The sequence below is a fragment of the Streptomyces sp. NPDC004610 genome (genome assembly GCF_040609715.1).
Taxonomy (GTDB): domain Bacteria; phylum Actinomycetota; class Actinomycetes; order Streptomycetales; family Streptomycetaceae; genus Streptomyces.
Genome location: NZ_JBEXLA010000002.1, coordinates 227,512 through 249,640, shown reverse-complemented (window position 1 = coordinate 249,640; position 22,129 = coordinate 227,512). Strand labels below are relative to the sequence as shown.

The 22,129-nt window shown below is 71.3% G+C and carries 18 protein-coding genes; 13 read left to right on the top strand and 5 right to left on the bottom strand.

All coding sequences use genetic code 11. From position 1 onward, the window contains the following. Positions 1–237: 237 nt before the first annotated feature. Complete coding sequence (locus ABZX40_RS03180; RefSeq protein WP_355731470.1) at positions 238–1,341, bottom strand: ABC transporter substrate-binding protein; 1,104 nt, start codon at positions 1,339–1,341, stop codon at positions 238–240. 807 nt (positions 1,342–2,148) lie between these two features. On the opposite strand from ABZX40_RS03180, the gene ABZX40_RS03175 reads away from it, so the two are divergent. The 4 genes from ABZX40_RS03175 (at position 2,149) to ABZX40_RS03160 (ending at position 6,247) form a co-directional block, all read left to right on the top strand. Next, a complete protein-coding gene (locus ABZX40_RS03175) occupies positions 2,149–3,201 on the top strand; it encodes a zinc-binding dehydrogenase (protein WP_355731472.1) in 1,053 nt (350 codons plus the stop codon). After that, entirely contained in the window at positions 3,198–4,283 is a 1,086-nt protein-coding gene (locus tag ABZX40_RS03170) for a class I SAM-dependent methyltransferase (RefSeq protein ID WP_355731474.1), read from the top strand. The genes ABZX40_RS03175 and ABZX40_RS03170 overlap by 4 nt, the downstream gene beginning before the upstream one ends. Continuing rightward, a complete protein-coding gene (locus ABZX40_RS03165) occupies positions 4,280–5,683 on the top strand; it encodes an amidohydrolase family protein (RefSeq protein WP_355731476.1) in 1,404 nt (467 codons plus the stop codon). Before ABZX40_RS03170 ends, ABZX40_RS03165 begins: the two co-directional genes overlap by 4 nt. A 96-nt stretch (positions 5,684–5,779) precedes the next feature. Beyond that, complete coding sequence (locus ABZX40_RS03160; RefSeq protein ID WP_355731478.1) at positions 5,780–6,247, top strand: VOC family protein; 468 nt, start codon at positions 5,780–5,782, stop codon at positions 6,245–6,247. A 325-nt stretch (positions 6,248–6,572) separates the two neighbouring features. Here ABZX40_RS03160 and meaB read toward each other — a convergent pair whose 3' ends face one another. Further along, positions 6,573–7,529 carry a methylmalonyl Co-A mutase-associated GTPase MeaB gene (gene meaB, locus ABZX40_RS03155; RefSeq protein ID WP_355740400.1) on the bottom strand — a complete coding sequence of 319 codons (957 nt, stop codon included), beginning with the start codon at positions 7,527–7,529 and terminating at the stop codon, positions 6,573–6,575. Between the two features lie 55 nt (positions 7,530–7,584). Further along, positions 7,585–8,793 (bottom strand): acetyl-CoA C-acetyltransferase, encoded by a 1,209-nt coding sequence (locus ABZX40_RS03150; protein WP_355740402.1) that lies wholly within the window; start codon positions 8,791–8,793, stop codon positions 7,585–7,587. A 151-nt stretch (positions 8,794–8,944) separates the two neighbouring features. Here ABZX40_RS03150 and mce point away from each other — a divergent pair, with 151 nt between their 5' ends. The 7 genes from mce to ABZX40_RS03115 all read left to right on the top strand — a co-directional run bounded on the left by mce (position 8,945) and on the right by ABZX40_RS03115 (position 18,938). Beyond that, positions 8,945–9,385: a methylmalonyl-CoA epimerase gene (mce, locus tag ABZX40_RS03145; protein WP_355740404.1), complete on the top strand. Its 441-nt coding sequence runs from the start codon at positions 8,945–8,947 to the stop codon at positions 9,383–9,385. A 241-nt stretch (positions 9,386–9,626) separates the two neighbouring features. Further along, complete coding sequence (gene scy / locus ABZX40_RS03140) at positions 9,627–13,472, top strand: polarized growth protein Scy (protein ID WP_355740406.1); 3,846 nt, start codon at positions 9,627–9,629, stop codon at positions 13,470–13,472. A gap of 344 nt (positions 13,473–13,816) precedes the next feature. Continuing rightward, complete coding sequence (locus ABZX40_RS03135) at positions 13,817–14,752, top strand: cellulose-binding protein (protein ID WP_355740408.1); 936 nt, start codon at positions 13,817–13,819, stop codon at positions 14,750–14,752. A 100-nt stretch (positions 14,753–14,852) separates the two neighbouring features. After that, complete coding sequence (locus tag ABZX40_RS03130) at positions 14,853–15,857, top strand: ABC transporter ATP-binding protein (protein ID WP_355740410.1); 1,005 nt, start codon at positions 14,853–14,855, stop codon at positions 15,855–15,857. A 2-nt stretch (positions 15,858–15,859) separates the two neighbouring features. After that, on the top strand, positions 15,860–16,630 hold the full coding sequence (locus ABZX40_RS03125) for an ABC transporter permease (protein ID WP_355740412.1): 771 nt from the start codon (positions 15,860–15,862) through the stop codon (positions 16,628–16,630). A 191-nt stretch (positions 16,631–16,821) separates the two neighbouring features. Further along, positions 16,822–18,066, top strand: a complete 1,245-nt coding sequence (locus ABZX40_RS03120) for an ABC transporter ATP-binding protein (protein ID WP_355740414.1) — start codon at positions 16,822–16,824, stop codon at positions 18,064–18,066. Continuing rightward, complete coding sequence (locus ABZX40_RS03115) at positions 18,063–18,938, top strand: ABC transporter permease (protein ID WP_355740416.1); 876 nt, start codon at positions 18,063–18,065, stop codon at positions 18,936–18,938. The genes ABZX40_RS03120 and ABZX40_RS03115 overlap by 4 nt, the downstream gene beginning before the upstream one ends. A 22-nt stretch (positions 18,939–18,960) precedes the next feature. Here ABZX40_RS03115 and ABZX40_RS03110 read toward each other — a convergent pair whose 3' ends face one another. Next, positions 18,961–19,302: an ATP/GTP-binding protein gene (locus tag ABZX40_RS03110; protein WP_355740418.1), complete on the bottom strand. Its 342-nt coding sequence runs from the start codon at positions 19,300–19,302 to the stop codon at positions 18,961–18,963. A gap of 299 nt (positions 19,303–19,601) precedes the next feature. Between ABZX40_RS03110 and ABZX40_RS03105 the strand changes: the two genes are divergently transcribed. Then, positions 19,602–20,630: an LLM class flavin-dependent oxidoreductase gene (locus ABZX40_RS03105; RefSeq protein ID WP_355740420.1), complete on the top strand. Its 1,029-nt coding sequence runs from the start codon at positions 19,602–19,604 to the stop codon at positions 20,628–20,630. A 105-nt stretch (positions 20,631–20,735) separates the two neighbouring features. On the opposite strand, the gene ABZX40_RS03100 is transcribed toward ABZX40_RS03105, so the two are convergent. Continuing rightward, positions 20,736–21,128: an SCO5389 family protein gene (locus tag ABZX40_RS03100; RefSeq protein WP_355740422.1), complete on the bottom strand. Its 393-nt coding sequence runs from the start codon at positions 21,126–21,128 to the stop codon at positions 20,736–20,738. A gap of 298 nt (positions 21,129–21,426) precedes the next feature. Here ABZX40_RS03100 and nucS point away from each other — a divergent pair, with 298 nt between their 5' ends. After that, positions 21,427–22,098 carry an endonuclease NucS gene (gene nucS / locus ABZX40_RS03095; protein WP_355740424.1) on the top strand — a complete coding sequence of 224 codons (672 nt, stop codon included), beginning with the start codon at positions 21,427–21,429 and terminating at the stop codon, positions 22,096–22,098. Positions 22,099–22,129: the final 31 nt, after the last annotated feature.

Here is a 22,129-nt window from a genome sequence, read left to right as displayed (position 1 = left end):
TCAGACGGGTGTTCGTACGCGGTACGGGTCTGGCGCGGGCCGGTCCTCCAGGACCCGGTGCGGGCGGATCGGCAGGATCGGCTGGTGGCGCCCGGCGGCGCCCGGTGGCGCTTGATGGCGTGCCGCCCCGCGTCGGCGACGGTGTCCGGGCCGGAGACACCAGAGCTGGGCCCGGTGTCCCGGACCCAGCTCCCCTACCACTGACTCACCCCTGCCTGAATGGTGCGAGCAGGAATTTCAGGGGGAGACGAACGTCTTGATCACTGCCCGGTAGCGTTCCACCGCCGCGCGGTCGCGGACGAATTCACGGAATCCATTCAGCCGGCTGTTGTACTGGTTGATGGGATTCCAGCCACTCGTCAGCGAAACATCGCGGCGGGTCGGCCACTGCAAACCGCTGCTCTGCCGTGCCACCGTCAGCTGCCACGCGATGTAGAGCTTCGCCGCCGCGGGGTTGCGGGCCTTACGGAAAATGGCCACCGTCTGCGGCCAGCTCATGAATTCATCCGTACGCGGCACAACATACCGCTGGGGATTTCCCGGAATGGGTGCCAGGGACGCGATGTGCGCGAGCGTCGCGGTACGCTGACCACTGACCAGTGCCGCGCTGGTCGCTCCCGCGTTCGCGACGATCTGCGGACGCTGCTCCATGAACTGTTCCATGTAGCGCAGACCGTATTTCTGCGTCACCAGATAGAACGCGTGCAGGATCGCGTCTTCGAGGGTGGGGTCCGGAACCACGATCTTGTCGCGGAACTCGGGCGCCAGGAAGTCGCTGGCGTCCCTCGGCGCCTCGGCGTCGGTCAGCAGCGTGCTGTTGCTGACCCGGCCGAAGGAACGGACCATGATGCCGATGAAGGCGTAGTCCGGGTCCCGGTACTGCGGGAACACCGCCTGCGCGCCCGGCGGACGGAACGGCAGGAGGGCGTTCTGCGACTTCCAGTGGTCGAAGTCGTACAGGCTCTGGATCTGGGCGATGTCCGGCTCCAGGCCGCCGAGGGCCAGTTGCCGGTTGATGATGCCGGCCTGCACGGGGCTGTAGCGGACATTGAAGACCGCGTTCATCCCGGGAAATGCGGCATTGAACGCGTCACGCGTCGCGTTCTCCTGATTCGGATTGCTGCCGCCCGCCCAGACAACGAGATTGCCGCCCTCGTCGAGCGCGTTCTGATACAGCTGCTCGATATAGGCCGCCGAATCGCTGTCGGCCGCGTTCGTCGCCGCGAAGGCGCTATTCTGAGTGAATGCAGAGGCGGCCACGCCTATCGCACCGGCGGCAGCGGTGTACTTGAGGATGGTGCGTCGATCCATGCCGGGCGTCACCGGGTCAGAACTGTTCAATGCGCTCTCCGTCGGCTCTTGCTGTGCAGCCACATGTGAGTGGGGGCGTCATTCGTTGACATGATTACTTTGCCACAGCATTGCCGACCGACGAGCCGTCGACAGGTTCTTGATAAACAACCGACACGGGCTTCCCGTTCGCCTTCCGAGAGCGATTTTCCGCGCCCCGGCACCTCGGTTTCCCGCCCCCGCCGGGACGGTACGAGCAGCGGGACGCACGGCGCCCGCCCACCCGCCGACCGCGCCGCCGACACCTGCCCCCACCACTCCCGCGGATACCACCGCGCACGATGAACCCGCAGGTCATCGCCCATTTACCGGGACTCCGACCGGCCTCCCCGACCGCCCTGTCCGGAGCGGGCCACGGCCCCCGCGCCGACCGCGTTCCCGGCATCCCCGGCACGCGCACCGGAACGGGCGTTTTCGGCCGCCCGACCGAACGGACCAGGACTCCGACGGCACACCTCGAAGGGGACTTCGGGTACGGACGGGCAGCGCGCCGTTCACCGAAGGGCAGCCACCGCGCATCCCGGGTCCAGGGGACCCGGTTCTCACTTCCGCAACGCTGTTGCCGAAGTGAAATCCGCCTCTGACCTCCCCCTCCGAGAACCGCTTCCCGGCTTTTGGTGCAGAGCATTGACAACCGCCGACAGGCGCCCATAGCGTTCGGGCCCACTACCCGGTCGAAGGGCAACACGCCGATCGGGGAGAGCGCCGAGGCGCTCAAGGGAGACCAGTTGCATGCCGACCAGGCGTGCGACGAACTGGCCGGCGACCCAAGTCCCACAGCCAGTGGAGGTCTCGCGCGTGAAGGTCGTACTCCATCGAACGCACGGCGGTCTGGAAGTGCTCCAGGTTGCCGACGTCCCCCTGCCCGAGCCGGGTCCGGACGAGGTCCTCGTCCGGGTCGCGGCCTGCGGCCTCAACCATCTCGATGTGCTCCAGCGGCGCGGGCCGGCACTCATCCCCGGCTTCAAGCTGCCCCACATCGCCGGCATGGACGTCGCGGGCACCGTCGCCGCGGTCGGCCCGGCCGGTTCCGGGCCCGCCGGTGACGCCACCGTGCTCACCGAGGGCGCCCGGGTCGTCGTGAATCCGGCCGTGCCCTGTGATCGCTGCGAGAGCTGCGCCGCCGGAGCCGACGGCAGATGCCCCAACGCCGCCGTCATCGGCGCCACCCTGGACGGCGGCTACGCCGAGTACGTCCTCGTCCCGGCCGCCAATGTGCACCACGTACCCGACGACGTCGACCTGGCCGACGCGGCCGTCGTCCCGACGATCTGGATGACGGCCTGGCACGCGCTGATCGAGATCGGCAAGGTCCGCCTCGGCGAGACGGCGCTGATCCACGCCGCCGGGAGCGGGGTCAGCACCGCCCTGATCCAGCTCGCCAAGGCCAGCGGCGCCCGCGTGGTCACCACCGTCAGCTCCGACGAGAAGGCCGAGTACGCCCGCGGCCTGGGCGCCGATGTCGTGGTCAACTCGACGACCGGCGACGTCGTCGGCGCCGTCCGTGAGTTCACCGGCGGGCGGGGCGCGGACCTCGTCCTCGACCATGTCGGGCCCGCCACCTGGAACACCGGTGTCTACAGCCTCGCGCCGCGCGGACGGCTGGTGTTCTTCGGCAACACGACCGGCAACCGCGCCGAGTTCGACCTCGTGTACGCCTACCACTTCGGACTGCAACTGCTCGGCTCGGACCCGTACGACCGCCGGGAGTTCGCCACCATGCTCGACGCCTACTGGGGCTCGTCGTTCCGCACGCCCATCGACAGCGAGTTCCCGCTGATCGAGGCCGCGGCGGCGCAGGAGCGGATGGAGTCCCGGCGGGCGACCGGCAAGATCGTGCTGCGGCCGTGACCACCGGGCCCGTCACCCCCGCGAGCCCCGCGCCCGTGTGGGACGTGATCAACGGCTTCGCGTCCTACTGGGCGCTCTCGGCCGCGCTCGACCTCGGTCTGTTCGACGCCCTCGCGGCGGACGCCGGGGGACTGGACGCAGGGCGGCTCGCGAAAGCGGTCGGCGCGGCCGGGCCTGGCACGGTGACCGTACTGGCCGAGACCCTCGTCGCGCTGGACATGCTCAGCGCCGAGGAGGACCGCTTCCGGCTCACGCCCGCCGCCGAGCGCTATCTGGTGTCGGCGTCACCGGCCTCCATGACCGCCCTGGTCAGATACTCCCCAGGGCCCCCGGCGGCCTGGCCGGGGCTGGCCGAAACCGTTCGCACCGGGGCACCCGACCCGGCGGTCACGGCCGACCTGGCCGAGCTGTACCCGGCACTGGTGCGGGCGACCGGCCCGACCCAGACCGGGGTGGCGACGGGGGTCGCCGCCGAGCTGGAACGGCGCGGGCTGTGGCCGGAGCGGCCGGTGATCGTCGACCTCGGCTGCGGCTCGGGGGCCTGGCTGACCGCGCTGCTGCGCACCCGGCCGCAGGGCACGGCCGTCGCCGTCGACCTGCCGAACGTACTGCCGATCGCCGAGCGGGCCCTCGCGGACGCCGGGCTGGGGGAGCGGGTGACGGCCGTCGCAGGGGACTACCTCGCCGCCGAGCTGCCGGTCGCCGCGGCCGATGTCGTCGTCCTGGCCCATGTCCTGCGGGCCGAACCGCCCGAGCGGGCCCGGCGGCTGCTCGCCCGCGCGGTCGAGCTGGCCGGCGCGGACGGGGTGGTCGTGGTCGTCGACTACTGGCGTCCCGACCCCGCCACCCCCGCGACCGGCGAGGACCGCGGCGCGATCTGCGCCGCAGCCCGCCATGAACTGCTGCTGTCCCTGACGATGCTGGCCTCCACCGCGGGGCTCGGCGTCAGCGTCGCGGACCTGCACACCTGGGCCGAGGCGGTCGGCGCCGAGCCGGACGGCTCGTTCGAACCGGTGCCCCGCCAGCACGTCCGTCTGATCCGTTCCGGAAACCGTTCCCGTACCCCGGAGGCCACCTCGTGAACTCCCCCAGCACCACGGCACCCGCCGACACCCTCATCGTCAACACCCTCATCGTGACGATGGACGACTCCCGCCGGGTGATCACCGACGGAGCCATCGCCCTGAGGGACGACAAGATCGTGGCCGTCGGCAAGACCGACGATGTGACCGCCCGATGGCACAGTGACAACGTCATCGCCGGAGAGCGGTTCGTCGTCACCCCCGGGCTGATCAACACCCATGTCCACATCACCGGTGAACCCCTCACCCGCGGCTTCGTCCCGGACGACACCCCGTTCCTGGAGAACGTCTTCGAGTGGCTCACCCCGATCCACACCCACTACACCGAGGAGGACGAGCACATCTCCGCGCAACTCGCGGCGCTGGAGATGCTGAAGAGCGGCACGACCGCCTTCCTGGAGGCCGGCACCATCCGGTTCATCGACCCGGTGGTGGAGGCCCTCAGCGAGATCGGCATCCGTGCCCGGGTCGGCCCCTGGGCCTGGGACCTCGTCCCGGAGCCCGAGATACTGCGGATGACCACCGCGCAGGCCGTCGCCCGGCTGACCGACACCATGGCCAAGTACGCCTCGGTGGCCGATGGCCGGGTCCAGGCATGGCCGATCATCATCGGCCACACCTGTTGCAGCGACGAGCTGTGGCAGGCGGCCAAGGCCCTGTCCCTGGAGTACGGCACCGGCTTCAGCGCCCATATGTCCCCGGCGGCGATGGACCCCGAGGGGTTCCTCGCGGCCTTCGGGCAGCGCCCGATGGTGCACCTGGACGAACTCGGCGTCCTGGACCGCAATGTGGTCCTGACCCACGCCGTCCATGTCGACGACGACGAGGTGGCCCGGCTCGCCCGGACCGGGACGAGCATCTCGCACTGCCCGACCACGGCACTCAAGGTGTCCTACGGCGTGACCCAGATCGGCAAGTTCCCCGAGATGGTGGCCGCCGGGGTGAACGTGGCGATCGGCACCGACGGCAACAACGCCTCCAACTACCACGACCTGATGCGCGCCACCTATCTGGTCGCCGGGCTGTTCAAGGACGCCCGCCGCGACGCCACGATCTTCCCGGCCGAGGACGCCTTCGCCATGGCCACCCGGGGCGGCGCCCGCGCCCTCCAGGCCGAACAGGAGATCGGCTCGATCGAGACCGGCAAGAAGGCCGACCTCGTCCTGCACGACACCCACCGTCCGGAGTGGCGTCCCCTGCACAACGTGGCCAACCAGCTCGTCTGGTCCGCCGACGGCCGGGGCGTGCACAGCGTGTTCGTCGACGGCCGTCGGGTCGTGGACGACTACCGCTGCACGACCATCGACGAGGACGACCTGCTGCGCCGCGCCCAGACCGCCGGCGAGGGCATCGTGGCCCGCTCCGGGCTGCCCGACCGGGCCAAGTGGCCCACCGTCTGAGCCCCACCGGGCCCACCGGACCACCGCACGACAGCACCGCACGACAGCACCGCACGACATCACTGCACGACATCACTGCACAAGGAGAACGGAACCATGGCTGAACTGACCGAACCCCGCTGGACCCATGTCGCCCTCCCGGTGAGCGACCTGGACCGGTCGATCGAGTTCTACGAGCGCATCACCCCGCTGGTGCTGGTCACCAAGAACGTGGACAGCAACGGACGCGGCGCCTGGCTGTCGAACAAGGGCCAGGTCGACTCGCCGCTGGTCCTCGTCCTGGCCGAGTTCATCCCGGAGGTCGGGGCGCGCTTCGGCATCGAGCCGGGCAAGCAGGTCACCACGCTCGCCCCGTTCGCGCACATCGGCATCGAACTGCCCAACCGCGAGGATGTCGACACGGTCGCCGCCAAGGCCCGTGAGACCGGCAATCTGCGGTGGGAGCCGATGGAGATGGCCGCCCACATCGGCTACATCTGCGCGGTCAACGACCCCGACGGCAACACCATCGAGTTCTCGCACAACCAGAAGGTGTTCTCCACCATCCAGGAGCTGTGGGGCTGACCCCGGAGCACCGCCCGCCCGTCGGCCGGGCCCCCCCCGCCCCGCGGGGGGGGCCCGCGCGGCGCCGGGGCGGCCCCCCCCGGGGGGGGGGGGGGGCCGTTGGGGTGGGGGGGGGGGGGGGGGGGGGGCGCCCCCGGCCCCCCCCCCCCCCCCCCCCCGCCCCTCCCCACTCCCACCCCAACCCATCCCAACCCATCCCACGCCCCCGCACGGGTGGGTTCGGGTGGGAAAAGGGCGCTTGACGCCGGCGCCCCCGCAGGGACGCGGCCGGCGCCGAGGGGGCGGGACCTCGGTCACGGACCCGCACGGGCGGGTGGGTGGGCAATCAACCCCCCACAACCCCCCGCACCAACTCATCCGCCGCCCCATAAGGATCCAGCTCCCCTGCCACGATCCGCTCCGCCAGCACCCCCAGCCGCCGATCACCGCGCAGATCCGCGATCCGCTCCCGCAGCGCCGTGACGGCGATCGTCTCGACCTCCCCCGCCGCCCGCGCCCGGCGCCGCGCGGCCAGTACCCCCCGCTCCGCCATCCACGCCCGGTGCTTCTCCAGCGCCTCGACGACCTCCTCGACGCCCTCCCCCCGCGCGGCGACCGTCTTGACGATCGGGGGGCGCCAGTCGCCCGGTCCGCGGGCCTCGCCGAGGCCGAGCATGTGGTTGAGTTCACGGGCGGTGGCGTCCGCCCCGTCCCGGTCGGCCTTGTTCACCACGTACACATCGCCGATCTCCAGGATCCCGGCCTTCGCCGCCTGGACCCCGTCGCCCATCCCGGGCGCGAGCAGCACCACCGAGGTGTCGGCCTGCGCGGCGATCTCCACCTCGGACTGGCCGACCCCGACCGTCTCGACCAGGATCACCTCGCAGCCCGCCGCGTCCAGCACCCGGATCGCCTGCGGGGCCGACCACGCGAGCCCGCCGAGGTGGCCCCGGGTGGCCATGGAGCGGATGTAGACGCCGCGGTCACAGGCGTGGTCGGACATCCGGATGCGGTCGCCGAGCAACGCTCCGCCGGAGAAGGGCGAGGAGGGGTCGACGGCGAGGACCCCGACCCGTTTGCCCTGTTTGCGATAGACGGTCACGAGCGCGGACGTGGAGGTCGACTTCCCGACGCCCGGCGATCCGGTGATCCCGACGACGTACGCCCCGCCGGTGAGCGGGGCGAGCGCCGCCATGACCTCGCGGAGCTGCGGGGACGCCCCCTCCACCAGGGAGATCAGCCGGGCGACGGCCCGGGGGCGGCCTTCCCGGGCCTGGGCCACCAGGGTGGGGACGTCCTGCATCTCAGCTCCGTTCACCAGCTACACGTACCACCGCTCACCGCGGGTGGCCCATCTGTCAGGGCTTCGCCACGCGCACGATCAGCGCGTCCCCCTGCCCCCCGCCACCGCACAGCGCCGCCGCCCCGATGCCGCCGCCCCGCCGCTTCAGCTCCAGGGCGAGGTGCAGCACCAGCCGGGCGCCGGACATGCCGATCGGGTGGCCGAGGGCGATGGCGCCACCGTTCACATTCACCTTTTCCGAGGACACGCCGAGGTCCTTCATTGACTGGAGGGCGACAGCGGCGAACGCCTCGTTGATCTCGATGAGGTCGAGGTCCTCGACGCCGATGCCCTCCTTCTTCAGGGCGTGGGCGATGGCGTTGGACGGCTGGGACTGGAGGGAGTTGTCGGGTCCGGCCACATTGCCGTGGGCGCCGATCTCGGCGATCCACTCCAGGCCCAGTTCCAGCGCCTTGGCCTTGCTCATGACCACGACCGCCGCCGCGCCGTCGGAGATCTGCGAGGCGGTGCCCGCGGTGATCGTGCCGTCCTTGGTGAAGGCGGGGCGCAGCTTGGCGAGGGTCTCGACGGTGGTGTCGGCGCGGATGCCCTCGTCCGTGCTGAAGAGCACGGGGTCGCCCTTGCGCTGCGGGATCTCGACCGGGGTGATCTCGGCCTCGAAGACACCGTTCTTCTGGGCGGCGGCGGCCCGCTGGTGGCTGAGGGCGGCGATCTCGTCCTGCTCGGCGCGGCCGAGGCCGAGGCGGGCGTTGTGCTTCTCGGTGGACTGGCCCATGGGGATGTTCTCCCAGGGGTCGGTGAGGCCGTCGTGGGCCATGGCGTCGAGCATCTCGATGGCGCCGTACTTGTGGCCCTCGCGGGACTTGGGGAGCAGATGCGGGGCGTTGGTCATGGACTCCTGGCCGCCCGCGACGATCACCTCGAACTCACCCGAGCGGATCAGCTGGTCGGCGAGGGCGATGGCGTCGAGGCCGGAGAGACAGACCTTGTTGATGGTGAGCGCGGGCACGTTCATCGGGATGCCGGCCTTGACGGCGGCCTGGCGGGCCGGGATCTGCCCGGCGCCCCCGGTGAGCACCTGGCCCATGATCACGTACTGCACCTGGTCGCCACCGATCCCCGCACGGTCGAGGGCGGCCTTGATCGCGAAGCCGCCGAGATCGGCTCCGGAGAAGGACTTCAGCGAGCCCAGCAGCCGTCCCATGGGCGTGCGCGCGCCCGCGACGATCACCGAGCCGGTCGTACCGGAATTTCCAGAAGACATGAGCTGCGATCCCCTTTACCGGCCTGAACGGCCTGAGGAGTGAACGAGGGTTTACTTCGAGCGTACTGAGCGGTACTCCATGACGTCATCGGGCCGTCGGTGTGATCGCGCGCACGTTGCGTAACCGCCGGGGCTTCGCTCCACTGAAACCATGCTGACGCGCATCGACCACATCGGAATCGCCTGTCATGACCTCGACGCAACGGTCGAGTTCTACCGGGCCACCTACGGCTTCGAGGTGTTCCACACCGAGGTCAACGAGGAGCAGGGCGTCCGCGAGGCCATGCTCAAGATCAACGAGACCTCGGACGGCGGCGCCTCCTACCTCCAGCTCCTGGAGCCGATCCGCGAGGACTCCCCCGTCGGGAAGTGGCTCGCGAAGAACGGCGAGGGCGTGCACCACATCGCCTTCGGCACCGCGGACGTCGACGCGGACTCCGCCGCCATCCGCGAGAAGGGCGTCCGGGTCCTGTACGAAGAGCCCCGGCGCGGCTCCATGGGGTCACGGATCACATTCCTGCATCCCAAGGATTGCCATGGCGTACTGACAGAACTGGTGACTTCGGCGCCTGTTGAGTCACCTGAGCACTGACCCTCGTACATAGGGGCCGGTAGGGTTGGGTGCGGTCGCCGGCGTTTGATGGGCGATCCGAGTCCTGCCGCCCGCCTGGGACGGCGGGATTCGTGCCGGGGTCCGGGTTTCGGGGGTCGAGCGCCGGGGCAGCAGCCCATGCTCCGCCGTTGATCTGACACCATTCCCCGGGGGCCCCGTCCGCAGGTCGGACGGAGCCCGTACGGAGTACTTGCGACCAGGGGACGGATGGGACCGCGCAGTGCGGGGCTACGAGAGCCAGGAGCGAGAGCCGGCGGCTGACGTCGACCACCTCTCTCGGTTCGAGGCCGAGATGAAGCGGCTGAAGACCGAGCGGGAAAAGGCGATCCAGCACGCCGAGGACCTCGGCTACCAGGTCGAGGTGCTGCGCGCCAAGCTGCACGAGGCGCGGCGCACCATCATGTCCCGGCCGGCCTATGACGGGGCCGATCTCGGCTACCAGGCCGAGCAGATGCTGCGCAACGCGCAGCTTCAGGCCGACCAGTTGCGCGCGGACGCCGAGCGCGAGCTGAGCCAGGCGCGGGCGCAGACCCAGCGGATCCTCCAGGAGCACGCCGAGCAGGCGGCCCGGCTCCAGGCGGAGCTGCACCAGGAGGCGGTGACCCGGCGCCAGCAGCTCGACCAGGAACTGGCCGAGCGCCGGCAGAACGTCGAGTCGCACGTCAATGAGAACGTGGCGTGGGCCGAGCAGCTCAGGGCCCGCAGCGAGGCGCAGGCCCGCCGGCTGATGGACGAGTCCCGCGCGGAGGCCGACAAGGCGATGGCTTCGGCCCGCGCCGAGGCCGAGCGGCTGACCGGCGAGGCCCGCCACCGGCTGCGCGAGGACGCGGAGGCGACCCGCTCCGAGGCGGAGCAGTTGCTGCGCCGGGCCCGCGCGGACGCGGAGCGGCTGCTGAACGCGGCCTCGGCCCAGGCCCAGGAGGCCACCGACCGCGCCGAGCAGCTCCGCTCGTCCACGGCCACCGAGTCCGATGCCGCCCGGCGCCAGGCGCAGGAGCTGAGCCGGACCGCCGAGCAGCGGATCACGGAGGCGGACGAGGCGCTGCGCAAGGCGCGCTCCGAGGCGGAGAAGGTGCTCGGCGAGGCCAAGGAGGCCGCCGCCAAGGCGCTGTCCGGCGCCGAGTCGGCCAATGAGCAGCGCACCCGCACGGCCAAGGAGCAGGTCGCCCGGCTGGTCAGCGAGGCCACCAAGGAGGCCGAGGCGGTCCGCGCGGAGGCCGAGCAGTCGGTCGAGGACGCCCGGGGGCAGGCCGAGAAGATCGTCGCGGAGGCGTCCGAGAAGGCCCGGACGATCACCGCCGAGGAGAGCGCGACCCAGCTGTCCAAGGCGGCCAAGACCGCCGAGGACGTGCTGAACAAGGCGTCCGAGGAGGCCAAGCGGACCACCCTGGCCGCTGTCGAGGAGGCCGAGCGGATCCGCGGCGAGGCGGAGGCCGAGTCCGACCGGCTGCGCGCCGAGGCGCACGATCTGGCCGAGCAGCTCAAGGGCGCCGCCAAGGACGACACCGAGGAGTACCGGGCCAAGACGGTCGAGCTCCAGGAGGAGGCGCGGCGGCTGCGCGGCGAGGCCGAGCAGCTGCGGGCGGACGCGGTCGCCGAGGGCGAGCGGATCCGATCGGAGGCGCGGCGCGAGGCCGTGGCCCAGATCGAGGAAGCGGCCCGTACGGCCGAGGAGTTGCTGGCCAAGGCCAGGGCGGACGCGGACGAGCTGCGCCAGAGCGCGACGGCGGACAGCGAGAAGGTCCGTACCGAGGCGATCGAGCGGGCCACCACCCTGCGCCGGCAGGCCGAGGAGACGCTGGAGCGCACCCGCAACGAGGCCGAGCGGCACCGCGCGGAGGTCGTCGAGCAGTCCGAGGGCATCAAGGCGGACGCCGAGCGCGCGGCCCGCGAGCTGCAGGAGGAGACCGAGCGGGCGATAGAGACCCGCCGCACCCAGGCCGCCGAGGAGCTGTCCCGGCTGCACGCGGAGTCGGAGAGCCGGCTCGCGGCGGCCGAGCAGGCGCTGACCGAGGCCCGCGCGGAGGCGTCGCGGATCCGCCGGGAGGCGGCCGAGGAGTCGGAGCGGCTGCGCGCGGAGGCGGCGGAGCGGATCCGTACCCTCCAGCAGCAGGCCGAGACCGAGGCGGGCCGGCTGCGGGACGAGGCATCGGCGGACGCGGCGGCGTCCCGGGCCGAGGGCGAGACGGTCGCCGTACGGCTGCGGTCGGAGGCGGCGGCCGAGGCGGAGCGGCTGAAGGCGGAGGCGCAGGACACCTCGGACCGGGTGCGGGCGGAGGCGCAGGCCGCCGCCGAGCGGCTCGGTGCGGAGGCGTCGGAGACGCTGGCCGCCGCGCAGGAGGAGGCCGCCCGGCGCCGCCGCGAGGCCGATGAGCATCTCGGCGCGGCCCGCCAGGACGCGGACCAGGAGCGGGAGCGGGCCCGGGAGCAGAGCGAGGAACTGCTCGCGTCGGCGCGTACCCGGGTCGAGGAGGCGCAGACCGAGGCGGTCCGGCTGGTCGAGGAGACGGACCGGCGGGCCACCGAGATGGTGTCGGCCGCCGATCAGCACGCCCAGCAGGTCCGGGACTCGGTCGCGGGGCTGCACGAGCAGGCGCAGGAGGAGATCGCCGGGCTGCGCTCGGCCGCCGAGCACGCGGCGGACCGTACCCGCCGGGAGGCGGGCGAGGAGTCCGACCGGGTCCGCGCGGACGCCTACGCGGAGCGCGACCGGGCCTCCGAGGACGCGACCCGGGTGCGCCGGGAGGCGGGCGAGGCGTCGGAGGCCGCCAAGGCACTCGCGGAGCGTATGGTCACGGACGCCATCGCGGAGGCGGAGCGGCTGCGTTCGGAGACCGCCGAGCACGCCCAGCGGGTGCGGACCCAGGCGTCGGACACCATCGCGCAGGCCGACCAGGACGCCTCCCGGACCCGGGCGGACGCCCGGGACGACGCGAACCGGATCCGTTCGGACGCGGCGACGCAGGCGGACACCCTGGTCACCGAGGCCCGCAAGGAGGCCGAGCGGCTCACCACTCAGACCGCGGCCGACACCGACCGGGTGCGCGCGGAGACGAACCGGGCGGCGGACCAGCTGCTGTCGGACGCCTCCGGGGAGGCCGAGCGGCTGCGCGCCGAGGCCGCCGACACGGTGGGTTCCGCGCAGCAGCACGCCGAGCGGATCCGGACCGAGGCGGAGCGGGTCAAGGCACAGGCCGCCGCGGAGGCGGAGCGGCTGACCTCGGCGGCGCGCGAGGAGGCGGACCGTACGCTGGACGGCGCCCGCAAGGACGCCAACAAGCGGCGTTCCGAGGCCGCCGAGCAGGTGGACACCCTCATCACGGAGACCGCGGCCGAGGCGGACAAGCTGCTGACGGAGGCTCAGCAGCAGGCGCAGAAGACCACCGCCGACGCGGAGGCGCAGGCGGACACGATGGTCGGCGCGGCCCGCACCGAGGCCGATCGGCTGGTCGCGGAGGCCACGGTCGAGGGCAACCAGACGGTGGAGAAGGCCCGTACGGACGCGGACGAGCTGCTGGTCGGAGCGCGCCGGGACGCGACCGCGATCAGGGAGCGGTCGGAGGAGCTGCGGAACCGGATCACCTCGGAGATCGAGGAGTTGCACGAGCGGGCCCGCCGGGAGGCGGCCGAGACGATGAAGTCGACCGGCGACCGCTGTGACGCGCTGATCAAGGCGTCGGAGGAGCAGCTCGGCAAGGCCCAGGCCAAGGCCAAGGAGCTGGTCACGGAGGCCAATTCGGAGGCCGGCAAGGTCCGGATCGCCGCGGTGAAGAAGGCGGAGGGCCTGCTGAAGGAGGCCGAGGCCAAGAAGGCCGCGCTGGTCAAGGAGGCCGAGGAGCTGAAGGCCGAGGCGATCCGGGAGGCCCGGCGGACGGTCGAGGAGGGCCGGCGCGAGCTGGAGGTGCTGGTGCGCCGCCGCGAGGACATCAACGCGGAGATCTCCCGGGTGCAGGATGTGCTGGAGGCGCTGGAGTCGTTCGAGGCGCCGGGGGCGGGCAAGGATTCCGTCAAGGCGGGGGCGACGGTCGGCGCACCCCGATCGAGTGGCAAGTCCTCGGACGGGTAGGGTCGGCGGCCGGGCGGGGCGGCCCGGTGACCATGATCCAGCGGTGGGTGATCGACGCAGGTGAGTGGGGGCGGTGACGCGCCCCCACGGCGGGCATGGGAGAGTGTCGGCGACGGTGCGTGGTCCGGCCGGCAGTCCGCTGACCGTCACATCGGCACTTGCGCGGGACACCGATTTCCGTGTCTGCTGGGGCCTTTGACCGTGTCTTAGGCAAGTTGTCTGACGGTCAGCCACCCAAAAGGGGTGTCATTCTCCAGATCAAACGCGCATCCGCTCGATGACACACCGCTTCGGCCCCTAGGATTCCCCCTATCACCTCACCGGTCTCATTCGACAGGAACCCCATGAGCGACACTTCCCCCTACGGCTTCGAGCTTGTGCGGCGTGGATACGACCGCGCTCAGGTGGACGAACGTATCTCCAAGCTCGTCTCCGACCGAGACAGCGCTCTCGCCCGCATCACCGCTCTGGAAAAGCGCATCGAGGAACTCCACCTCGAGACGCAGAACGCCCAGGCCCAGGTCAGCGACGCGGAGCCGTCGTACGCCGGGCTCGGCGCCCGCGTCGAGAAGATCCTCCGCCTGGCCGAGGAGGAGGCCAAGGACCTGCGTGAGGAGGCCCGGCGCGCGGCGGAGCAGCACCGCGAGCTGGCCGAGTCCGCCGCCCAGCAGGTGCGCAACGACGCCGAGTCGTTCTCCGCCGAGCGCAAGGCGAAGGCCGAGGACGAGGGCGTCCGGATCGTCGAGAAGGCCAAGAGCGACGCCTCTCAGCTGCGCGCCGAGGCGCAGAAGGACGCGCAGTCCAAGCGGGAGGAGGCCGACGCGCTCTTCGAGGAGACCCGCGCCAAGGCCGCCCAGGCCGCCGCGGACTTCGAGACCAACCTCGCCAAGCGCCGCGAGCAGTCCGAGCGGGACCTGGCGTCCCGTCAGCAGAAGGCCGAGAAGCGTCTCGCGGAGATCGAGCACCGCGCGGAGCAGCTGCGGCTGGAGGCCGAGAAGCTGCGTACCGACGCCGAGCGCCGCGCCCGCCAGACGGTGGAGACCGCGCAGCGCCAGGCCGAGGACATCGTGGCCGACGCCAACGCCAAGGCCGACCGGATCCGTTCGGAATCCGAGCGCGAGCTGGCCGCCCTCACCAACCGGCGTGACTCCATCAACGCGCAGCTCACCAATGTGCGTGAGATGCTGGCGACGCTCACCGGCGCCGCGGTGGCCGCGGCCGGCAGCCCGGCCGAGGACGAGCCGATCTCCCGCGGTGTCCCGGCCCAGCAGTCCCGCTGACGCCGGGGTCGGATAACGGCCCGGATACAACAGCTGAATAAGTGCAAAGCCCTCTGTCGCCCGGGTGGCAGAGGGCTTTGTCACGGTCTAGCGTTGCCGCATGATCGAGCTAGAGGGGCTGACGAAACGGTACGGCGAGAAGGTCGCGGTCAATGACCTCACCTTCCAGGTGCGACCGGGCATCGTCACGGGGTTCCTCGGTCCGAACGGTGCCGGCAAGTCGACGACGATGCGGATGATGCTCGGCCTGGACCGTCCCACGGCGGGCGATGTACGGATCGACGGAGAGCACTACGACCGGCTGAAGGATCCGCTGAAGGCGATCGGCGCGCTGCTGGACGCCAAGGCGATGCACGGCGGGCGCAGCGCCTTCAACCATCTGCTGTGCCTGGCGCAGAGCAACGGCATCCCGCGCTCCCGGGTGAGCGAGGTGCTGGACACCGTGGGGCTGACGGCGGTGGCGAAGAAGAAGGCCAAGGGGTTCTCGCTGGGCATGGGCCAGCGGCTCGGCATCGCGGGCGCGCTGCTCGGCGATCCACGGATCCTGATGTTCGACGAGCCGGTCAACGGGCTGGACCCGGAGGGCATCCACTGGATCCGCAATCTGATGAAGTCCCTCGCCGCGCAGGGCCGTACGGTCTTTGTCTCCTCGCATCTGATGAGCGAGATGGCGCTGACCGCCGATCATCTGGTGGTGATCGGCCAGGGCCGGCTGCTGGCGGACACCTCGATGGCGGACTTCATCGCGCAGAACTCGCGCTCCTACGTCCGGATCCGCTCCCCGCACCGCGAGCGGCTGCTCGATGCACTGCACCGCGCGGGGATCACGGTGGTGGAGACGGGCGGCGGGGTGCTGGAGGTCGAGGGCGGCAAGGCGGAGCAGATCGGTGAGCTGGCCGCGCAGCACCAGATCGTGCTGCATGAGCTGAGCCCGCAGCGGGCGTCCCTGGAAGAAGCGTTCATGCAGCTGACCGCGGAGTCGGTCGAGTACCACGCCCACGACGGTACGGCGGTGACCGGCCCCGTCCCCGTTCCGCAGCAGCAACAGCAGCAGTGGGGCGAGGGCTGGAACGGCGGTCGCGGCGGCGGCGAGGGGGGTGCCTGATCATGGCGGCGACACAGGTCATCCGGTCCGAGTGGACCAAGATCCGGTCGGTGGCGTCCACGGTGTGGACGCTGTCCCTGGCCGTGGTGGTCACCATCGGCCTCGGCATGCTGATCTCCGCGCTCTCCAGGAGCGAGTTCGACAAGCTCAGCCCGCAGGACCAGCTCTCCTTCGACCCGACCTACATCAGCTTCGCCGGGATGAGCCTGGGCCAGCTGGCGATGATCGTGTTCGGGGTGCTGGTGGTCTCCAACGAGTACTCCACCGGCATGATCCGCACCTCGCTGGCCGCGGTGCCGCAGCGCGGGACCCTGCTGTTCAGCAAGGTCGCCGTGGCCACCGCGCTGGCCCTGGCGGTCGGGATGGCGACCAGCTTCATCACCTTCTTCCTCGGTCAGGCGCTGCTCGGCGACCTCAAGGCGTCCATCGGCGACCCGGGGGTGCTGCGGGCGGTGCTCGGCGGCGGCCTCTATATGACGCTGATCGCGATGTTCTCCATGGGGATCGCCGCGATGCTGCGCTCCCCGATGCTCTCGCTGGGCATCCTGATGCCGTTCTTCTTCCTGGTCTCCAACATCCTGGGCGCGGTCAGCGCGACCAAGACGGTCGGCCAGTACCTCCCCGACCAGGCCGGCAGCAAGATCATGCAGGTGGTCACACCGGTGAACGACGACACTCCCTACGGCCCCTGGGGCGGGCTCGCGATCATGGTGGCGTGGGTGGTGGCGGCGCTGCTGGGCGGTTACCTCCTGCTCAAGCGTCGGGACGCGTGACGGGGCACCCGACGGCGAGGCAGGGCGGGGGCCGACGGCGGGATCCGGGGGAAGGTTCCCTTGATCGTGGACCGACACCGAGCCGTAATGTTACGCATCGGCTTGGCCGGAACCGTCAGCACCTCGATATCCTCCTAACCCTTACGGGGGCGTCTGCCCTGCTGTCCTGATCCTTTCGATGGGTGCGGAGCATGATCGAAGCAGTCGGCCTGACCAAGCGCTACGGCGACAAGACCGCTGTGTACAACTTGTCCTTCCAGGTCCGTCCGGGCGTGGTCACCGGATTCCTCGGGCCCAACGGCTCCGGCAAGTCCACGACCATGCGCATGATCCTCGGCCTGGACAACCCCACCGCGGGCCAGGTCACCATCGGCGGCCACCCCTACCGCAGGCTGCCCAACGCGCCCCGGCAGGTCGGCGCCCTGCTGGACGCCAAGGCGGTGCACGGCGGCCGATCGGCCCGCAACCATCTGCTGAGCCTCGCCCAGCTCTCCGGCATCCCGGCCCGCCGGGTCGACGAGGTGCTCGGCGTGGTCGGCCTCCAGGACGTGGCCCGGCGGCGTTCCAAGGGCTTCTCCCTCGGCATGGGCCAGCGCCTCGGCATCGCCGCCGCCCTGCTCGGCGACCCCCAGGTGCTGCTCTTCGACGAGCCGGTCAACGGCCTCGACCCCGAGGGCATCCTCTGGGTCCGCAATCTGATGAAGTCGCTCGCCGCCGAGGGCCGTACCGTCTTCGTCTCCTCGCATCTGATGAGCGAGATGGCGCTGACCGCCGAGCACCTCATCGTGATCGGGCGCGGTCAGCTGCTCGCCGATATGGGCGTGCGGGACTTCATCGCCGCGAACTCGGCCGGCTTCGCCCGGGTCCGCACCCCCGACACCGACCCCGCGCTGCGCGAGAAGCTGGCCTCCGCGCTGGCCGAGGCGGGCGGCCAGGTGCTGCCGGAGCAGGACGGGGGGCTGCGGGTGATGGGGCTGCCGCTGCCGCGGATCAGTGATATCGCTCACGACAGCGACGTCCGGCTGTGGGAGCTGTCCCCGCACCAGGCGTCGCTGGAGGAGGCGTACATGCGGATGACGGCCAACGCCGTCGACTACCGCTCCACCACCGACCAGAAGTCCGGGCTCCAGCAGCCGCTGCCGCCGGGCGCCCAGCCGCCGGCCCCGGTCCCGGGCCAGGGCCAGACGGGCTGGTACGCGCCGCCACCGCCGCAGCAGGGCGGCGGCCAGCCGTTCACCATGCAGCAGCAGCCTCCGCAGGGCGCCCCGGCCGCCGCCAACCCGTACCTCCAGCCGGGAACCGCCACCCCGGGCCCGTACGCCGCCCAGGCCCCGCAGCCGCCCGCCGCGGCCCAGCCCCCGGCGGCGCCCACCGCGCCCCCGGCACCCGCCGCCGCCCCCGCCGCCGACTCCACGAAGCCCGAGGACGCCCGATGAGCACGCCCCAGCCCTCCCCGCCGCAGGCCGCGCCGCCCCAGTGGCAGGCGGCGGCGCCCGGATCCGCGTACCCGGGTTACACCTCGCCGATCCCGGTGGTGCGGACGCATCTCGGGCATGCGCTCGCCTCGGAGTGGACGAAGATCAAGTCGGTCCGCTCCACGATGTGGACGCTCGGCGTCTTCGTGCTGCTGGTCGTCGGCATCGGCCTGCTGGTCGGCCTCCTGGTCAGCGCCAACGCCAATCCCGGCGACATGGGCTCCGAGAGCGCGCTGACCCTCGGCTTCTTCGGGCTGCTGCTCGGCTCGATGTGCCTGATCACCCTGGGCGTGCTGACCACGGCCTCCGAGTACGGCACCGGAATGGTCCGCACGACGATGACCGCGTGCCCCTCCCGGGGGCGGGTGCTGGCGGCGAAGTCGATCGTGTTCTTCACGCTCGCCTTCACGGTGACGCTGATCTCGTCCGGTTTCGTGGCCGTCGTCCAGACCGCGCTGCTGCCGGACGCCCGTGAGCCCTCGGGCGGGGAGTGGCTGAAGGCGACCGTCGGCATCTCGCTCTATCTGGCGCTGCTCGGACTGCTGTCGCTGGTCATCGGCTCGATCATCCGGCACTCGGCGGGCGCCATCACCATCATGATCGCGGCCGTGCTGGCGCCGCTGGTGATCGCGCTGTTCATGTTCGCCTCGTCGCTCCAGGCGGTGCGGGACGCGCTGTTCGAGTACTCGATCCCCAACCAGATGTCGATCTTCTACGCCGCCTCGCTCAGCGAGACCGGTCCGTCCGGCTGGGACCCGCTGTGGATCATCCTCGGCGTCACGGCTGCCGCCTACGCCGGGGCGGTCGCGCTGCTGCACAAGCGGGACGTGTGAACCGACCCCCTGGGGGAGACCGTCAGAACTTCGGCGCGTTACGGGACCGCTGCACCCGCGAGGTGCGGCGGTCCCGCGCGTTCCAGCACGCCTTGTGCCAGTGGCGGCGCTCGTCCACCCCCGAGTGCTGCGGCCACGCCACCACATGCGGGACCCCGTCGGGGATCGACTGGTCGCACCCCGGGCAGCGATACGCCTTGCCCTGGGCGCTCGCCCCGGCCACATGCCGTACGTTCCACTCCTCGCCCTGCCAGTCGGCCGACGACTGCCAGCCCCCGTAGCGTCCGGGGCCGTCGTCCTCGGGGCTGTGGCCGGCGGAGTCGGCCCCCATCGGGCCCTTGGGACGGTTGCGACGCGGGGACACGGAACACCTCTCGGGTCTATACAGGAAGCAAGGTCCGCTTCCAGCGTACGCGGCGCGGACCCGGGTACGCGGAGCCCAAGGACCCGCAAGTCCCCCGCCGGACCCGCGAATCCCTCACTGAACCCGCGAATCCCCCGCCGGACCCGCGAATCCCTCACTGAACCCGCGAATCCCCCGCCGGATCCGCGCATTCTCCCGACTATCCGCAAATCTCTTCGCCGGGCCGTGACCTCGGCACGTGTCAGACGGTTATGCCGGGTGGGGGAGCTCCGTGTCGGAGCCGAGGAAGCAGGAAGACAATGCGCGTTGGAACATTCGTGTTGGCGGCCCAGTTCCCGGGCCAGGGCCAGGGGGAGGCGCTGCACCGCGCGGTCCGCTCGGCCGAGGTCGCCGAGGAGGCCGGTCTCGACTCCGTCTGGCTCGCCGAACACCACTTCGTGCCGTACGGCGTCTGCCCGTCGGCGATCACCCTGGCCGCCCTGCTGCTCGGCCGCACTGAGCGCATCCGGGTGGGCACAGCGGTCAGTGTGCTGCCCACCACCCACCCCGTCGCCCTCGGCGAGCAGGCCGCGCTGCTGCATCTGACGAGCGGCGGCCGGTTCTCCCTGGGCGTCGGACGCGGCGGCCCCTGGGTCGATCTGGAGGTCTTCGGCGGCGGCATCGAGGCGTACGAGCAGGGGTACCCGGAATCACTCGATCTGCTGGCCCGCTGGCTGCGCGAGCCCTCCGTGGGCGCGACCGGCGGGCGGTACGGCTTCCGTGAGGTGCCCGTGGTGCCCAGACCGTCCGAGGCGCTGTCGGGCCTGCCGGGGCCGGAGCTGCTGGTGGCGTGCACCTCGCCGGGGAGTGTGCGGATGGCGGCGGAGCGGGGCCTGCCGATGCTGCTCGGCATGCACATCGGGGACGAGGAGAAGGCCGAGATGGTGACCCACTGGCGCAGTTGCGCACGGGCCGCCGGGCACGGCGAGCGCGAGGTCCTGGACGCCGGTCATGTCTCCGCGGGCGTCTGCCAGATCGCCGACCGGCGCACGGCCGCCGAGGAGGCCCTGCTGAAGGCGATGCCGGGCTGGCTGAAGCAGGGGCTGGACGCCCATATGACGGTGGACGGGCGGCAGCGCCGGATGCGCGACCCCCTGGCGTACACCGAACTGCTCTGCGGGCTGCATCCGGTGGGCACCCCGAGGCTGTGCGCCGACCGCCTCGCCGCGACCGGGGAGCGCACGGGCATCTCCCGCTTCGCCCTGCTGGTCGAGGGCTCGGGAGACCTTGCGGCCACCGAGGAGAACGTACGGCGGCTGGGTACGGAGGTGCTGGCTCAGCTGCGCTGAGCGGGCACCGGGTGGGGCCGGGCCGCTCCGTGCGGTGGGGGCTTGCCGCTCCGTTACGTATCGCACCTCCCGCGTACGGAGCGGCAAGCTGAGCGGCAGGCCGCCTCAGCAGTCCCGGAGTTGCGGGGACTGGTTCAGCAGCTGACCACGGATCGAAGTGAAACGGGCGAGCCTCTCGTCCGCCGAGGCGTCCAGCGGGAACACCGCCACCCGGTGGCAGTTCTGGAAGGCAAGCCGCACCCCGAAGTGCCGCTGGAGCGCACCACGGATCGCGTCACTCGCGAGCGCACGCAGCAGCTGGCCGCGTGCCTGCTCGTCCGGCGGGGGCGTCTGGTTGTCGGCGAAGGGACCGCCGTCCACCTTCAGCTGGGCCACCAGGGAGCTGATCATCTCCCATGCGTAGGGCAGGGAGGTCCGGACGCAGTCGACGAAGGCTGCTTCGTCGACCTCGCCTCGCTCGGCCTGTTCGAGTAGGGCCGGTGAGACGTCGAGCGACATGGGTTCTCCTCTCGCACCCCCGAACAACAGGGGTTGCCGGACAGAAAAGGGAGTGCGCGGCTTCGAACACGGTGCGTACACGGATCGCGACCTCCCGTTCATACGGTAGGCAACTGTTGGAGACCGCACCAGGAGAACAGGCACACCTGGTGGACGCTTTACGCGCACAATCGGCCACGGACGAACAGGAGTGATCTGACAGAACTCGGGCAGCGTCCCGGGTGGTCCGGGACGGAAGAGACGGGTGCGCCCCGGGCGAATCGCGCGGACCCGTGCGGGTCGAGTAGCGTTGCCGACCATGCGTCTCGTCATCGCCCGCTGCTCGGTCGACTACGCCGGTCGGCTCACCGCCCATCTGCCCACCGCCCCCCGTCTGATCCTGGTGAAGGCGGACGGCAGCGTCTCCATCCACGCGGACGACCGGGCCTACAAGCCGCTCAACTGGATGTCGCCGCCGTGCACGCTCAAGGAGGGCACCGGCGAGGAGAACGGCGTCTGGACGGTCGTCAACAAGGCGGGCGAGAAGCTGATCATCACCATGGAGGAGGTCCTCCATGACTCGTCGCACGAACTCGGTGTCGACCCGGGCCTGATCAAGGATGGCGTAGAAGCACACCTCCAGGAACTGCTCGCCGACCGGATCGAGACCCTCGGCGACGGTTACACGTTGATCCGGCGTGAATACATGACCGCGATCGGCCCGGTCGACATCCTGTGCCGGGACGCCGACGGGCAGACGGTCGCCGTGGAGATCAAGCGGCGCGGCGAGATCGACGGTGTCGAGCAGCTGACCCGCTATCTCGAACTCCTCAACCGCGACCCCCATCTCGCCCCGGTCCGTGGCATCTTCGCCGCCCAGGAGATCAAGCCGCAGGCGCGTGTCCTCGCGACCGACCGCGGCATCGGCTGCCAGGTCCTGGACTACAACGCCCTGCGGGGCATCGAGGACGACAAGCTGCGGTTGTTCTAGGCGGTCCCGGCCTCCCCCTCGCACCACCGGC